At 32.1% G+C, this 18,196-nt stretch carries 10 protein-coding genes; all 10 read left to right on the top strand.

Annotated features, from left to right (window positions below; all coding sequences use genetic code 11):
- Positions 1 to 128: 128 nt before the first annotated feature.
- Positions 129 to 9,410, top strand: coding sequence for a BspA family leucine-rich repeat surface protein (locus AC0L4B_RS11060; RefSeq protein WP_473436955.1), 9,282 nt, complete (start codon positions 129 to 131; stop codon positions 9,408 to 9,410).
- 9 nt (positions 9,411 to 9,419) lie between these two features.
- Complete coding sequence (locus AC0L4B_RS11055; protein ID WP_473436954.1) at positions 9,420 to 10,340, top strand: PorP/SprF family type IX secretion system membrane protein; 921 nt, start codon at positions 9,420 to 9,422, stop codon at positions 10,338 to 10,340.
- 227 nt (positions 10,341 to 10,567) lie between these two features.
- Positions 10,568 to 11,668, top strand: a complete 1,101-nt coding sequence (locus tag AC0L4B_RS11050; RefSeq protein WP_473436953.1) for a hypothetical protein — start codon at positions 10,568 to 10,570, stop codon at positions 11,666 to 11,668.
- Positions 11,669 to 12,208: 540 nt separating this feature from the next.
- On the top strand, positions 12,209 to 12,760 hold the full coding sequence (locus AC0L4B_RS11045) for a GRAM domain-containing protein (RefSeq protein ID WP_473436952.1): 552 nt from the start codon (positions 12,209 to 12,211) through the stop codon (positions 12,758 to 12,760).
- A 148-nt stretch (positions 12,761 to 12,908) separates the two neighbouring features.
- On the top strand, positions 12,909 to 13,475 hold the full coding sequence (locus AC0L4B_RS11040) for a PAS domain-containing protein (RefSeq protein WP_473436951.1): 567 nt from the start codon (positions 12,909 to 12,911) through the stop codon (positions 13,473 to 13,475).
- Complete coding sequence (locus AC0L4B_RS11035; RefSeq protein WP_473436950.1) at positions 13,476 to 13,859, top strand: acyl-CoA thioesterase; 384 nt, start codon at positions 13,476 to 13,478, stop codon at positions 13,857 to 13,859.
- A 444-nt stretch (positions 13,860 to 14,303) separates the two neighbouring features.
- Positions 14,304 to 15,713, top strand: coding sequence for a hypothetical protein (locus AC0L4B_RS11030; protein ID WP_473436949.1), 1,410 nt, complete (start codon positions 14,304 to 14,306; stop codon positions 15,711 to 15,713).
- Positions 15,714 to 15,896: 183 nt separating this feature from the next.
- Complete coding sequence (locus tag AC0L4B_RS11025) at positions 15,897 to 16,562, top strand: DUF4145 domain-containing protein (RefSeq protein WP_473436948.1); 666 nt, start codon at positions 15,897 to 15,899, stop codon at positions 16,560 to 16,562.
- Positions 16,563 to 16,724: 162 nt separating this feature from the next.
- Positions 16,725 to 17,129 carry a hypothetical protein gene (locus tag AC0L4B_RS11020; protein ID WP_473436947.1) on the top strand — a complete coding sequence of 135 codons (405 nt, stop codon included), beginning with the start codon at positions 16,725 to 16,727 and terminating at the stop codon, positions 17,127 to 17,129.
- Between the two features lie 353 nt (positions 17,130 to 17,482).
- On the top strand, positions 17,483 to 18,175 hold the full coding sequence (locus AC0L4B_RS11015) for a DUF6843 domain-containing protein (protein WP_473436946.1): 693 nt from the start codon (positions 17,483 to 17,485) through the stop codon (positions 18,173 to 18,175).
- The last annotated feature ends 21 nt before the right edge of the window (positions 18,176 to 18,196 follow it).

Below are 18,196 nucleotides of genomic sequence, written 5' to 3'. Positions count from 1 at the left end.
CAGCATCTAATCAATCACCATAAACCAATTGCTTTCAAACAAACGGACTGTTTTTAATCAAAAAAAACACTAAGCCCTTACTCTCAAAATTTAAAATTAATTTTTCCGATTTTTTAAAATTTCACTCCATGAAACAATCGATTACCCTACTCTTTTTATTATTAAGTCTCACTTCTTTTTCCCAAACCGAATTCACATCACTTTGGAATACTTCTAATACAGATACAGGGACTTCTGCAATTAACGAAGTTAGAATACCAACAAATCCAGCATACACTTATAATTATAGTATAGACTGGGGTGATGGACAAACAGACACTGGAGTTACTGGAGATATCACCCACACGTATTCCGCTCCAAACACTTATACAATAACTATAAGTGGTACGTTTCCATCTATATATTTTAACAATCAAGGTGATAAACTAAAAATTATAGAAATTTTAAATTGGGGTAATATCCAATGGCAAACTATGGAAAATGCTTTTTATGGTTGTGAAAATTTAAATTTTGATGCCATAGATGCGCCTGATTTATCTCAAGTAACGACGCTTAAAAACATGTTTAAAAATGCCGAAGCTTTCAACGGTATTATCAATCATTGGGATGTAAGTACCATAACGGATATTTCAGGTATATTTTATGGAGCTATTATCTTTAATAGACCTTTAGATTTATGGAATACAGGAAATGTAACAGATATGTCAGAAACATTTTATCGCGCATCAACCTTTAATGAGCCTTTAGATAATTGGAATACAGCACAGGTAACAACTATGACTAAAATGTTTTATTCAGCTTCAACATTTAATCAAAGTATAAATGGTTGGGAGGTTAGTAATGTAACGGATATGTCTTACATGTTTTATAATACCACTTTTAACCTGCCTTTAAGTAGTTGGTTAGTTAATAATGTAACTGACATGTCTTATATGTTTAGAGACGCAGATTTTAATCAACCTATAGAAATTTGGAATGTCAGTAATGTTGAAGACATGTCTTATATGTTTTATAAAAACGCAGTCTTTGATCAACCACTAAACGATTGGATAGTTAGCAATGTGACCAATATGTCGCATATGTTTGATGGTTATTTTGGAAGTACTAAATTTAACCAACCAATAAACGATTGGGACGTTAGCAATGTGACCAACATGAGCTTTATGTTTAGAGATAACAGGTATTTTAATCAACCTTTAAATAGTTGGATCGTTAGTGCGGTTACAGATATGGAATCGATGTTTGATGGCGCTTCTCTATTTAATGAGGATATTACAACTTGGGATGTTAGTAATGTTGTTGATATGCAATCAATGTTTGAAACTGCTTATGTTTTTAATCAGGATATTACAGGTTGGATTGTTAGCAATGTTACCAATATGAATAATATGTTTAGATCTGCAAATGCGTTTAACCAAGCTATTGCAAGTTGGGATGTTAGCAAAGTAACAGACATGAGTGCTATGTTTGCATCAAACACCTCCTTTAACCAACCTCTTGAAATATGGGATGTTAGCAAGGTTAAAAACATGAGCTCTATGTTTAGTTCGGCTCGTGTTTTTAATCAACCTTTAAATGGTTGGGTGACTTCAGAAGTAACCAACATGTCATATATGTTTTACTCTTCTACAACTAATCCTACAGCTTTTAACCAACCATTAAATAGCTGGGACACTGCCTCTGTAACCAATATGTCAGGCATGTTCAAAAATGCAATTGTATTTGACCAAAGCTTAGCATCCTGGAACATAAGTAACGTGACAACCATGTCCGACATGCTTGATAATTCTGGTTTATCTCAAACTAATTATGATAACACATTAATAGGCTGGGAATCACAATCGGTAATAAATAACGTTACGCTTGGAGCTGAAGGGTTAAACTATTGCGATAGTTTGAATCAACGACAAAACTTAATTGATAACTCCAGTTGGACAATCAATGACGATATTATTAATTGCTCATTTGTACTTTGTACGTCTTTGGTTTCTCCTCTTAATGGTGATACAAACGTCCCATCAAATACAGATTTAATTTGGGAAATGGTTCCTGGAGCTACTGGTTATAAAATTAGTTATCGAATAGAAAATAGTGGCATCATTACTAATGAAGTAACTGATCTAGACGTCGGTAATGTTACTGGTTTAGACTTAACACCAGATTTAAATCCTGGTGACACTGTTTATGTGACCGTAGTGCCTTATAATGCAACAGACGGAGATGCTATAGGCTGTACAGAAGAAAGTTTTAGTGTTATATCCAATTGGGTAAACGACCCAACAGCTTTTAAAATTACTATAGATACACGCATAATACAAAGCTATACTAGTGATGATAATCAAATTAGGATAGATGCTAATTCTGGTTATCCAGATTACTTAACTTATAATTACTCTATAGACTGGGGAGATAATCAATTCAATAATAATGTAACTGGAGGTATTACCCATACTTACCTTGTACCTGGTATTTATACCATCAGTATTATTGGAGACTACCCAGCTCATTACTATTCTAATTTTGCGCGAGACAATCAAAAATTACTGTCTATAGATCAATGGGGAACCCAACAATGGCAATCAATGAAAAACGCGTTCTATTATTGTAGAAATATGGAATACAACGCTACAGACTTACCTGATTTGTCACAGGTAACAACCACATATCGTATGTTTGGTTCTACCAATCTTTTTAATGGTAATATAAACGATTGGGATGTTAGTAATATTGAAGACATGTCTAGTATGTTTCAAAGTGCAACTGCTTTTAATCAACCTTTAAATGATTGGGATGTTAGTAACGTAACCAATATGCAAAGTATGTTTTCTGGTGCTAGCAATTTTGATCAACCATTAGACAACTGGATTACTAGTAATGTTACAAATATGCTCGCAATGTTTTATTCTGCAAGCACATTTAACCAAAATATCAATAGCTGGGATGTTACCGCTGTAACCTCTATGAAACAGATGTTTGATAGAGCTAGTCTTTTCAACCAACCACTACTCGATTGGGACGTGACTTCTGTTATCTCTATGGAAGAAATGTTTAACGACGCAATTGCTTTTAATCAACCAATAGATAATTGGATAGTCAGTAATGTAACTAACATGTCTTCTATGTTTGAAAATGCGACAGCATTCAATCAAAATATTAATGGTTGGAATGTAACGTCCGTTACTGACATGAGTGCTATGTTTAAAAGTGCTATAAACTTCAATATGCCTTTAGATAATTGGATTCCAATTAGTGTGACCAATATGCAGTCTATGTTTGAAAGTGCTACAATATTTAATCAAGACATTAATACCTGGAATGTAACTAATGTTATAAATATGGCATCAACATTTGAGAGCGCTAAAGCTTTCAACAAACCATTAAATGGATGGGATGTTAACTCTGTGGTAGATATGACCTCTATGTTTGAAAGCGCCGAAGTCTTTAATCAACCATTAAACCTTTGGGATGTTAGTGCTGTTGCCAACATGACTTCTATGTTTGAAAAAGCTTTAGTATTTAACCAAGACTTAAACGATTGGACGGTTAGTTCTGTTACTTTAATGCCTTCTATGTTTGAAAATGCTAGTGCTTTTGACTCACCTATTAATGATTGGACTGTAGCATCTGTAACCAATATGGAGAGTATGTTTAAAAATGCTATCCTTTTTAATCAACCATTAGACAATTGGAACACTGGAGAAGTTTTAACTATGGCAAACATGTTTAATGGTGCATCTACTTTTAATCAAAATATTGACATTTGGAATGTCTCTTTTGTGACCACAATGCAAGCGATGTTTAAAAATGCGACCAGTTACAATCAAACCATGAATGAATGGAACGTGGCCTCTGTGACAACTATGGAAGAAATGTTTAGAGGTGCTAGCGTTTTTAATGAAACTATAGACAATTGGAATGTAAGAGGTGTTATAACTATGGAAGAAATGTTTTATGACGCCATAGCATTTAATCAACCGCTTAATAGTTGGAAGGTTATCAATGTGTCTAATATGATTTCCATGTTCAGAAACGCAACAGCTTTTGATCAAAATTTAAACGATTGGAATATTGGTACCACAGATATGAAATACATGTTTAGTAATGCCACGTCTTTTAATCAACCATTATCTGATTGGGAAGTTAACAATGTAACCAACATGCAGTACATGCTTGATTATACTGCATTGTCTAGAGAAAATTATGATGCAACATTAATAGCATGGTCCGAGCTTGTCTTAAATTATAATATAAATCTAGGTGCTCAAAGTTTATTGTATTGTGATGCCGAAGCGCAAAGACAATCTATCATCGATACCTATGGATGGGTAATTACAGGAGATATTTTAGACTGTCCTATACCAACTTGTACGCAATTAATATCACCTTTAAATGGAGATACAAATGTACCTATTAATACAAACATCAGTTGGGAACCAACACCTTACACCAACGCCTATATACTATCTGTAGTTTCACAACCTGGAAATATCTTATTGGTTGATAATGAAATAGTCACTGAAACATCGTATCAATTTTTATCAGATTTTTCAGGAAATGAACTTGTACAAGTTACTATTACTCCTTTTAATGATGAAGGTGAAGCATTAGCCTGTACAATGGAAAGTTTTACAATTACCAGTAATAGTACACCAACAGTTCCAGATTGTACAACCTTAACATTACCAGTAAATGGAAGTACAGATGTAACTGTAGACACTGACTTAGAGTGGGAACCAATTGCGAATGCTGATGGTTACAGAATCACAGTAGGTACAACTTCTGGAGGTAATGATATACTAGATGATATTGATGTTGCTAATGTAACCGTTTATCAATTAACTACAGATCTTCCTGAAAACACTGTGATTTATGTACAAATAACGCCATATAACACTATTGGAGATGCTATAACCTGCGCCGAAGAGAGTTTTATTACAGAAACTATTCCCGTTGCTCCAGAGTGTACTAGCTTAACATTACCTTTAGATGGTGCTACAAATGTCTATATAGATACAGATTTTTCTTGGAATGCTGTTCCTAATGCCACAGGTTACTTATTGTCATTAGGGACTACTAGTGGAGGTATTGAAATTCTTAATAGTATTGATGTTGGAAATGTAACGACTTACGATCTTCCTGATGACTTATACACTAACCGTTTAATTTTTGTAAACATCACACCATACAACGCTGTTGGTGATGCCTTAAATTGTACTGAAGAAACTTTTAGAACAGGAAATTCTACATCTACAGCCACACCTAACTGCACCACACTTACAATGCCTTTACATAATGCTACAGACGTGGACATTACTACGGATTTAACTTGGAATACTGCAACAGATGCTACTGGATATATAATCTCTGTAGGAACAACTTCTGGTGGTACGGATATTTTAGACAATCAAGATGTTGGAAACGTAATCACTTACAACCTAGCAACAGATTTACCTGAAACAACAACCATATATGTTACCATTACTCCTTATAATGCTGTAGGTAATGCTACAGGATGTGCTGAAGAAACTTTTTCTACTGAAACACTTCCAACGCCTCCTAACTGTACTACTCTTACAATGCCACTAAATAATGCTACTGACGTGGACATTACTACGGATTTAACTTGGAATGCTGCAACAGATGCATCAGGATATATAATTTCTGTGGGAACAACTTCTGGTGGTACGGATATTTTAGATAATCAAGATGTTGGTAATGTAACAACTTACAACTTAGCAACAGATTTACCTGAAACATCAACCATATATGTAACCATTACTCCTTATAACACCATTGGTAATGCAACAGGATGTACTGAAGAAACTTTTTCTACTGAAACACTTCCAACGCCTCCTAACTGTACTACTCTTACAATGCCACTAAATAATGCTACTGACGTGGACATTACTACGGATTTAACTTGGAATGCTGCAACAGATGCATCAGGATATATAATTTCTGTGGGAACAACTTCTGGTGGTACGGATATTTTAGATAATCAAGATGTTGGTAATGTAACAACTTACAACTTAGCAACAGATTTACCTGAAACATCAACAATATATGTAACCATTACTCCTTATAACGCTGTTGGTAATGCTACAGGATGTGCTGAAGAAACTTTTTCTACTGAAACACTTCCAACGCCTCCTAACTGCACCACACTTACAATGCCTTTACATAATGCTACTGACGTGGACATTACTACAGATTTAACTTGGAATGCTGCAACAGATGCGACTGGATATATTATTTCTGTGGGAACGACTTCTGGTGGTACGGATATTTTAGACAATCAAGATGTTGGTAATGTAACGACTTACAACTTAGTATCTGATTTACCTGAAACATCAACAATATATGTAACTATTACTCCTTATAATGCTGTAGGTAATGCTACAGGATGTGCTGAAGAAGCTTTTTCTACTGAAACACTTCCAACGCCTCCTAACTGCACCACACTTACAATGCCTTTACATAATGCTACTGACGTGGACATTACTACAGATTTAACTTGGAATGCTGCAACAGATGCGACTGGATATATTATTTCTGTGGGAACGACTTCTGGTGGTACGGATATTTTAGACAATCAAGATGTTGGTAATGTAACGACTTACAACTTAGTATCTGATTTACCTGAAACATCAACAATATATGTAACTATTACTCCTTATAATGCTGTAGGTAATGCTACAGGATGTGCTGAAGAAGCTTTTTCTACTGAAACACTTCCAACGCCTCCTAACTGCACCACACTTACAATGCCTTTACATAATGCTACTGACGTGGACATTACTACAGATTTAACTTGGAATGCTGCAACAGATGCGACTGGATATATTATTTCTGTGGGAACGACTTCTGGTGGTACGGATATTTTAGACAATCAAGATGTTGGTAATGTAACGACTTACAACTTAGTATCTGATTTACCTGAAACATCAACAATATATGTAACTATTACTCCTTATAATGCTGTAGGTAATGCTACAGGATGTGCTGAAGAAGCTTTTTCTACTGAAACACTTCCAACGCCTCCTAACTGCACTACTCTTACAATGCCTTTACATAATGCTACTGACGTGGACATTACTACAGATTTAACTTGGAATGCTGCAACAGATGCGACTGGATATATTATTTCTGTGGGAACGACTTCTGGTGGTACGGATATTTTAGACAATCAAGATGTTGGTAATGTAACGACTTACAACTTAGTATCTGATTTACCTGAAACATCAACAATATATGTAACTATTACTCCTTATAATGCTGTAGGTAATGCTACAGGATGTGCTGAAGAAGCTTTTTCTACTGAAACACTTCCAACGCCTCCTAACTGTACTACTCTTACAATGCCACTAAATAATGCTACTGACGTGGACATTACTACGGATTTAACTTGGAATGCTGCAACAGATGCATCAGGATATATAATTTCTGTGGGAACAACTTCTGGTGGTACGGATATTTTAGATAATCAAGATGTTGGTAATGTAACAACTTACAACTTAGCAACAGATTTACCTGAAACATCAACCATATATGTAACCATTACTCCTTATAACACCATTGGTAATGCAACAGGATGTACTGAAGAAACTTTTTCTACTGAAACACTTCCAACGCCTCCTAACTGTACTACTCTTACAATGCCACTAAATAATGCTACTGACGTGGACATTACTACGGATTTAACTTGGAATGCTGCAACAGATGCATCAGGATATATAATTTCTGTGGGAACAACTTCTGGTGGTACGGATATTTTAGATAATCAAGATGTTGGTAATGTAACAACTTACAACTTAGCAACAGATTTACCTGAAACATCAACAATATATGTAACCATTACTCCTTATAACACCATTGGTAATGCAACAGGATGTACTGAAGAAACTTTTTCTACTGAAACACTTCCAACGCCTCCTAACTGTACTACTCTTACAATGCCACTAAATAATGCTACTGACGTGGACATTACTACGGATTTAACTTGGAATGCTGCAACAGATGCGACTGGATATATTATTTCTGTGGGAACGACTTCTGGTGGTACGGATATTTTAGATAATCAAGATGTTGGTAATGTAACGACTTACAACTTAGTATCTGATTTACCTGAAACATCAACAATATATGTAACTATTACTCCTTATAATGCTGTAGGTAATGCTACAGGATGTATGGAAGAATCATTTACGACTGAAACACTTCCAACGCCTCCTAACTGCACCACACTTACAATGCCTTTACATAATGCTACTGACGTGGACATTACTACGGATTTAAGTTGGAATGCTGCAACAGATGCGACTGGATATATTATTTCTGTGGGAACGACTTCTGGTGGTACGGATATTTTAGATAATCAAGATGTTGGTAATGTAACGACTTACAACTTAGTATCTGATTTACCTGAAACATCAACAATATATGTAACTATTACTCCTTATAATGCTGTAGGTAATGCTACAGGATGTATGGAAGAATCATTTACGACTGAAACACTTCCAACGCCTCCTAACTGCACCACACTTACAATGCCTTTACATAATGCTACTAACGTGGACATTACTACGGATTTAACTTGGAATGCTGCAACAGATGCGACTGGATATATTATTTCTGTGGGAACAACTTCAGGTGGCACTGATATTTTAGATAACCAAGATGTTGGAAACGTAATCACTTACAATTTAGTATCTGATTTACCTGAAACATCTACAATATATGTAACCATTACTCCATATAACGCTGTTGGTAATGCAACAGGATGTACTGAAGAAGCTTTCACTACTGAAACTTTACTATCCCCTCCAACTTGTACAACATTAATCAACCCAATCCACAATGAAACTGACGTTGTTTTAGACACTAGCATTGACTGGGAATTTGTTTCTACTGCTAATGGTTATACCATCTCCATAGGGTCTATATCTGGAGGAACTGACATTGTAAATAATCAAGATGTAGGAAATACAACCTCGTATACTTTAATTGCAGACTTACTTCAAAACCAAACATACTACGTGACTGTTATACCATATAACATTGACGGTGATGCTCAAAATTGCACAGAAAGTAGTTTTACCACTTTAACAATTCCAAAAAATGATGTTAAATATGGTTTCTCACCAGATAACGATGGTATCAATGACTTTTGGCATATTGAAGGTATAGAAATGAATCCAAACAACACCGTTACTATTTTTAACCGTTGGGGAGATATGGTCTTTCAAATTGATAATTATAATAACACCACTAATGTTTTTAGAGGTATAGCCAATAAAAAAACTAAAATGGGTGCTGATGTATTACCAGAAGGAACTTACTTCTTTCAATTTGATATTGATGGTCCTCACAATTTCGACAAATTAAAAGGATTCGTAATTATAAAAAGATAACCCAAAGCAATGAAAATCACAAAAAAAACAATCACTCTTGCCATAATTATAGGGTTTACCTACTGCTTAAAAGCTCAGCAAACCCCTACTTTTTCGGAGTATAATTATAACCCTTTTATTATTAACCCAGCATACGCTGGGTTAACAGAAAACACAGAATTCACGATAAGTAATACTGGCTTTTTCAATCAATTTGAAGGAAGTCCAAAGAGCTTTTCATTAAGTGGACACGGTTCGCTAAATAGAAATAAAATAGGAATTGGTGCTGGTATCACACGGGATCAAATAGGGGTTACTACCTCCACCTCTTTTTTCGCTGCCTATTCTTATAAAATATTTTTCGACTTTAAAAGCAATAGACCCTATTGGCAATTGTATGATGCAGGAGTCTTATCTTTTGGTATCACCGCAGGATTACAACAATACCAAAGTAATTTAACAGAATTAGGGATTTTAGACGATCCTAAGTTCTCACAAAATATAAATGCAACAATTCCAACTATCGGTTTCAGTTTTCTATTTAATCATGCAGCCTTTTATGTTGGAGTATCTACACCAAATGTTATGGGAGACAGCTTAGCGTCCGATAGTGACTTAGTATTAAACAGTCCTTATTACGGTTACTTTGGTTATCGTTTTTATAATAATCGATTTAAAGACTTTATGATAAAACCAAATATTTTAATAAAACATGAAGATGGTGCACCACTACAAACCGATTTTAATGTGTCGCTTAGTTATAAAAACAAACTAGAAATAGGTACAGGTTATAGAACCAGTAATTCTATAAACTTTTTAGCAGGAGTCTATCTGCATAATAACTTACGTGCAATATACACTTATAATCTAGCTAACAAAAATACGACTTTTGGAAGTACACATGGTATAATATTAAGCCTTCAACTTGGTGATGGTTATAGTCATAATTAAATCTAAACATAGTGATAACATCAACAAAAACTAATAAATAGCAATTATTAATAAAAAACCACTTAGCGGAAGTTAAGTGGTTTTTAGGAGTTGAATATTACAGTCTACAATAAGCATTTTGAAATAGAGAGGTTTAACTTGACTAACAATTAAAAAACAATATATACTAACAAAAAAAGAGACAAGCTACATTAGTATAATACTAAGTCAATATAATTATAAATGTTATGAGTAAAGTAAAAAAGTGTCTGCAAAGACTTTCGGAGAAATTCAGCTATCATTTTTTAGATAATACTAATGATAATCCTTACAAGGAAATTTCTTATTCGGATATAGTATTAGCGGAAAATTGCACAGAGAAAGAAATTATAGAAATTCTTAACACAAGGCGTTTTAATGGAGAATGGTGTAATCAGATGTTGTTTCGCTTTTCAGAAGATTTGTACAATTATGAAGGATTTAAAAATTTTAATATAAAAACACAACATCAAATATTACTTAAAACAGATTTTAAAATTGAACGCCTAGAAAATTATAATGATATACCTATAAAACCAATTATAGATTTATGGATGAGTCATGAAGGCGAGATGCTAACTCCTTACGTTAATGATAATGGGCTAGAAGATACTAAGCATCTTGAGTTTTACACTAAAGTAGCAAAATGGTTATTAAACCACAATGATTTTAAACCTGACCTTCCTAAAAGTCATCCTATTGTAAAATGGGCAAAGAGACTCTCTAAATCAAATGCAAAGGCGTATGCAAAACAAGGTAATCTATTATTAGAGAAATTAGGATTGTTAGGGTCCGACAAAATCGATATTTCAGAAATGAAATGGATGGAGTTAATGGAACATAACCTTACTATTAGTTGTAAGGATTTAATAATGGCTAAGAATAATAAGATACATGGATTAGTTCTTTATTTTTATCAATATAATTTTACTTGCTGGTGCGATTACAAAGAAAACAAAAGACTTTCTTTACATAAAATAGAGGATTGGATTAATGCTTCTTATAAAAAAGCAGATATAGATTATAACTTGGGGGGTATACCAAATGATGAAAATGATGGAAATGATGAAAATGATGGAAATGATGAAACGTTATGGGATGTAGCATCTTTAATAATATCAATAGTAATGGCAAAAGCCCTAATTAACCTAAAAAATGATGTAACATTAAATACTCATTTTTCTGAAAATTTAAAAATTGGTATAAATATGGAAGATATATTTACAAAGCCTTTTTTTATGGTAATCGCTATGACAGCAGTCTTCATAGTAAATATGATGAAAGGTATACTCCAGATCCTGAAATTGTAAAAAAGATAATAGAAAAGTACGTTTCTAGTCAAGAGAATAAAGACTTAATTATGGATCTTATAAAAGAAAAACCTACTGATTCTGGATTAAAACTTCTAAATGAATTATCATATTAAGATAAGCTCTATTAACTTTAGCTAATTATTCCATTACTAAATAATATTCAATAAAAACTCAATAATTAATCTCAGAAAATTATTAGACATAAAACGTTTAAAAGATTAATGGATTTATAAACTAAAAAATGTAGCATAACAACTCTTAAACAATAACATTTTGTAACGTTACAACATTAACTAAATCACCTCAATTAAAGCTAAAATCACTTTTTAACTACCCTACTAATTTAGCAGATTATAAAATTAAACGCTGTATAATAAAACCAATTGCAAACACCAAACATAATTAATTGCTAGCACTACCTTACTTTTACAAAAAAACTTCTAGACTTTCTATCTGTGATTTATTTGCTAAATTAGTCATATAAACAAGCAACAAAAATATGCACAACCTAATTGTACAGCATTTAAAAATAACATTATGGAAATAGGAACAAAATTAAGAAAACCGAGCTTGAAATTTCGAATATTATTTGCAATCGGAACTGCAATAACATATTCATTTACACTTTGGTTATTTGATTATTTCTCAGAGGAAAAAATTTATTCTGTAAATAACTTATTATTTCAAGGTGCTTTTTTCGGGATATTTTTCGGAATAGGATTTCCTTTCATAAATGAAAAACTAGCAGGAAAATTTTCTAATAAGGTCGGTATAAAGATCAAACCGAATTTGGAAACAGAAGAAATTATTCAAATCGAAGGTCCTGCAAATTTGTTTCGTGGTATTGAAGGAGTTGGAGGAAAAATTTTCTTAACGAATAAAAAAATTATTTTTAAATCACATAAAATTAACATACAAAAAGGACAAACAGATATTGATTATGTAAATATTAAACAAATTGTAAAAAGAAAAACTGCGAAACTGATTGACAATGGAATCAGAATAATAACTAAAAATGAAAAACAATTCGATTTTGTTGTTAATGAAAGAGATTTATGGTTTGAAAAAATAAATGAACGAATAAAATAAAACCAATTGCAAACACCAAACATAATTAATTGCTAGTACTCTCCTACTTTAACAAAAAACTTTCTGAACCTTCTATCTATCATTTATTTGCTAACTTTAGTCCTTAAACAATCCTACACTAAAACATTAGCCTACAATATAAAAAAACATGAAATATAACCTTTCTAAGATGAACGCTTTGGACATCTATTTATCAAATCTCACAAATGAGGAATACGACAAAATGAAACATAAAATTGGTGCTAAAAAATCAAAACAGATGCCATTATTGAGTTGGGATATTTATATGAGTGGTCATCATGATAGAATGACTGAAGCAAAAAAAAGAATAGAATTAGAAAAAGTACTTGCTTTTGCAAAACAATTTAATTGGCAGAATGACCTTGAAATTGATTTTTCTGAAAACGATTATGATGCCTTGATCATTACTGATAAAAATCAAAAAATTATATGGGTAAATGATGGTTTCACTTCTATGACTGGTTATTCAAAATCATTTGCATTAAACAAATCACCTAGATTTTTACAAGGCAGTAATACCTCGTTAACAACAAAAGCAAGGATTAAGACTAAAATTAAACTTAACAAACCGTTCAAGGAAGTAATAATCAATCACCGCAAAGACAAATCAATCTATAAATGTGAAGTAAAAATTATACCCCTTTACCACAAAACAACAACGCATTTTTTAGCATTAGAAAAACAAGTAATATAAATGGACATAGAGCAAAAAACAAAAAAGTCAAGAACCAAAATCTTTAAAGCAGTTTTTCCTAATACAACTAATCATTACGACACTCTTTTTGGTGGTACAGCAATGCAATTAATGGACGAAACGGCTTTTATAACAGCAACAAGGTTTAGTCGACAACAAATGGTAACTGTCAGTAGTGATAAAATTGACTTTAAAAAGCCTATACCAGCAGGCACCATAATAGAACTTGATGGATACGTTACCCATGTAGGAAACACAAGTTTAAAAGTGACTGTAGATATTTTTGTTGAGGAAATGTACACAGAGTCACGAGAAAAAGCGGTCTCAGGAGAATTTACATTTGTTGCGATTGACCAAAATAAGAAACCAGTAAAAATACTTTAGATAACCTGCATATAAAAATAGTAGTTAAGTGCAAACTATAAAGTTTGCGCTTTTCTGTTATCTTTATTACTAAATTGTAAGTAATCGCAGTTTATTCTGTTACTTTTCAAATACAAGACCTTAGACAACATTTAAACCCTGTACTTTCCTAAAATTGGTCTACTAAATATTGAATCCATCATTAAAACGTATAATTACTAAAACCATATAAAAGTAATAGGACTGCTTTTAAATAAAAATACGTAGTTATACGTATTATACTTGCAAACGCATTATTGTAATTTAGCTTTTAATAATACAGCTATAATAAAATGAAACTTATTTGATTTAAGTTACTAAAAGTTGTCATAACGGGAAATATAATCCCAAAAACAACTATATTAGTTGTTATATAACCAGTTACCTGCAAGCTGAACTCACTCATACGCCTTGAAATACTAAAAAATGATTAAAATATATTTTGACTGGAATGTTCTATCACAAATGAAAAACGGTAAGCATTCCGAGTTAAAAGAAATAATTCAAGACAACGAAAAATTATTAATTCCGTTTTCAACATCACATATAAACGATTTATCTTCAAATTTCAATAATTCACCTGAACAAAAAGAATATATTAATTCTGATTTAGAATTTATTTCAAGCGTTACCAACGAATATTGTCTATTTAATAATGGTAAAGGAATTGTTCTAGATTTTTATCCGCCAAAAAAATTATTCGAGCAAAATATCTCGGACAAAAACACCTTTACCGATTTGAGCATTGATGGATTAATGAAAAATTTTGAAGATGATGAATTATCTAAAAGTCTAGTAAAACCAATATTTGACTTACTCAAATCTTTACCTATAGAGGAATCTTTTAAGCAAGCTTTCGATAATCCGGAAAGTTCTAAAATTATGGATAAAATGTTTCCTGGCTTAAAAGAAAACCCAACAATGGACGGATTTTTTAAAAGTTTCAGTAAAATGAACTTCAATCTGAACGAATTAGAAGGTTACAAAGATTTAAGGCAAACTGTCCAAAGTGGTACAGGAATCAATAGAGATAAAATTTTCAACACAGAAAACCCTTTTGATTTAATTCAAAAAAGTTATGACAAACTAGGTGTTTCACTTGACCAATTAAAACAGGAATCAAAATACAGTCCACAATGGTTTGATGACATTACAAATGAATATCTTAAACTAGATATGCACGGTTATCAAGAAGATAAAGTGAATATAAAAAAAGGAAGAAAGGAAACATTCAAAAATACAACTGATGATGGATTTCACGCTTCTTTTGCTTCTACTTGTAATATTTATGTGATTAATGACAAGAAGTCTTATAAAAAGACCAAAAAAGTCTATGAAAAACTGAACATTAATACAAGAGTGTTTAAACCAGATGAGTTCATCGATTTTTACAAAAAATTTTTAGATTATAACAATCCAATAGTAGATTTAAGAATCATACAAGACATTCTTAATTCAGAAAATTTTTATGAATCAAAAACTGAAGACGGAATTTACAAGACATACTATTTTCCATTCTTTTTATTTGGTTTTTTTAATAAAATTATTTGCTTTTACCCAACAGATGAATCAGAAGAAAGTTCAACCTTTTTAAGTCAAGATAAGCCAACAAATTGGTTCATTATACCAAAAGAAGTAGAAATCTTAGTCAAACGATTATTAATATATTTTGGAACAGACTTAAATAACGAGGGAGAATTAAAACCAGATGAATATAACAATGAAAAGTGGGAAGGAAGAAAATGGAAATTTGAAAACCTAACATTAAGACTTCAATCTATAAACGGTTTTGTACAATTATATTGGGACTATGAAAATGAAAAAGCCAGCAGGTAACACCGTATATAATTTATTGCTGGCTTCTCGCCTACTTACGAAAGTCCTCGCGGACTTTCTTGGTCGGTAATTATTTACTAAATTAGTTGCTTAAACCACGCAACAAACCATATACAAACACGTTGGGCATAATTAAAAGAAACCCAGAAAACATAATAAACAATCACAAAATTTAAATAAAATATGCTTTGTCCTCATTGTTCTGCAAAAGTAAATTTCGACTGGGATTCTACTTCATTTGATGCACCTGAAAATAATTTGGTTCATAAATTAGCATTTGCTCATTGTCCAAATTGTGAAAAATTAGTGGTTAATTTATTTGAACAGAAATTTAATGGATTAAGCCCAATCGATTGGGAAATTGAATCAGAAGTTGAGACAATGATTTATCCGAGCAAATCAAAATTTCAAAATATAAAAGACATACCAAAAGAATATTTAGAGGATTATGAAGAATCACTTATGATTTTATCTATCAGTCCAAAAGCATCAGCAGCATTAAATCGTAGATTACTACAGAATATATTGAGAGAAGAATTCAATATTGAGAAAAAAAGCTTAGCTCAAGAGATTGGTGAATTTATCCAATTAGACGGAATTCCTTCCCACATAACTGACGCAGTAGACGCTTTAAGGAATGTTGGGAATTTTGCAGCTCATCCAACTAAAGATAAAAGTACAGGAGAAATTGTTCCTGTGGAAACAGGAGAAGCAGAATGGCTGATTGAAATTATAGAAGCTTTATTCGACTTCGTTTTTGTTCAACCAAAGAAAATTGAACGAAGAAGAAAAGAGCTGGATTTGAAACTGGAAAAAGTTGGAAAACCAAAGATGAAAACGAAAAAATAACTATGCCCAACACCGTATAAAAATAATTGCGGTTTAGTGCTTAATCAAAGGCAATTGCGTGTTTGCCTGCATCTGATTTTCCTGCGGAAAATCCTCGCACGTAAAGCCGCAACTATTCTTATACGTAACCGTTATGCATCATTTAAAAAAATCAAATAAACTATGGAAAATTCGAAAATTGACGAACTAATTTTTGAACCGTCTGTAATTTCATTTATCAAAATAAACAATGAAAATAGGTGGTATTTATCTCCTATTGATTACTGGTTAATGAATGAATGGGGACAATATGGAATTTCACATCAGTTAAATGACATTGATAAAAATAAAGAATTCATAGATTTGATTGAAGAATTTAGGATTTCTAAAACTAAATTAAATGAATTATATATTGTTTATGACAAAGTATATAAATTATTACCTAAAATCTATATGGATTTTGAAAATTATCAATTTATAACAAATTATGGAGAATGGGTTTTAGAAGACTCTACATTACCGATATGGAACTCTAAAAGAGGAGAATTTATTGATTTAATTCCAAAAAAACAAAGATACTGGGAATAGCAATATAAAAAAAACAAATAATGAATTGATATACAGCCAATAAGATTAATGAAATGAAAAACACTAAAAATAGAATTTTTGACTTTGATTTAAAATTTCAGAAGATGAAAATTGAGATATTTTAGGAATAATGATACCAAAAGAAACGAATGCATAACAATGTATAAAAAACATAGGGCTTTTGTGGTAACTCCAAAGTTCTGTGTTTATTTATGAAGTCCGCCAAATATAAAATTTGGCATTTCGATATAAAAGATAAATACAAAATATTATATTTGGCTAAGTGTAAAACCGAAGTGAAGTGCTTATCCTATGCCCTACGTGTTTTATACTAAACGTTGTGCATCATTAGAATGAACCGAAAAACAAGCGACATACTTTTCAATATTGGAATTACATTTCTTGTATTAGGCGGAATTGGATTAACTTTTATGGCTTTCTTTGCTGTGATAGGATTACCAATATTTATTCTTGGAGTAATCTTCATTTTATTGAGTAAACGAAAACTAAAAACAAAACTTATATGGATTTTATCCTTTGCAGTTTTGATAATAATATATTGGCCAATTTGGACTAAAATTAATACAGGAGAACCTGAAACATATCTGATACCTGAAAATTATTCTGGAAAAATAAAAATAGTTTACGGAGAAGACTGCGGAATAAATCCTTCCATTGAAAATGGTCGTCGAATATTAGAAATACCAAAAAGCGGAATTTTAATTATTCAACCTGAATTTGAAAGCGGAATTATTGACCACGAATATTACTTTGTGAACGAATATAAAGAAAGAACAAAAATTGAGCGATATGAAAATTATTCTGATGGAATTAAACACTTTCCTGGAATTCGATTAGGTGGTTCTGGAGCAGTTGGTGGAATAATGCCTGATGGAAGTTTTTCAACGGAATCAACTTTAGCAATGCGTTATTCAGAATTTGAAGTTTATCAAGACACTTTGAATAATTATAATTTTAAAGAACAACAGAAATTCGATTCTTTAATGAAAGAATTAGTAATTGAATGTCGGAAATTGAAAAAATAACGTTGCACAACAAAGTACTGT

The organism is Olleya sp. NP1-10 (assembly GCF_055804415.1).
The sequence above is the reverse complement of the archived record's forward strand: the minus strand, read 5'-3'. Positions and strand labels throughout refer to the sequence as shown.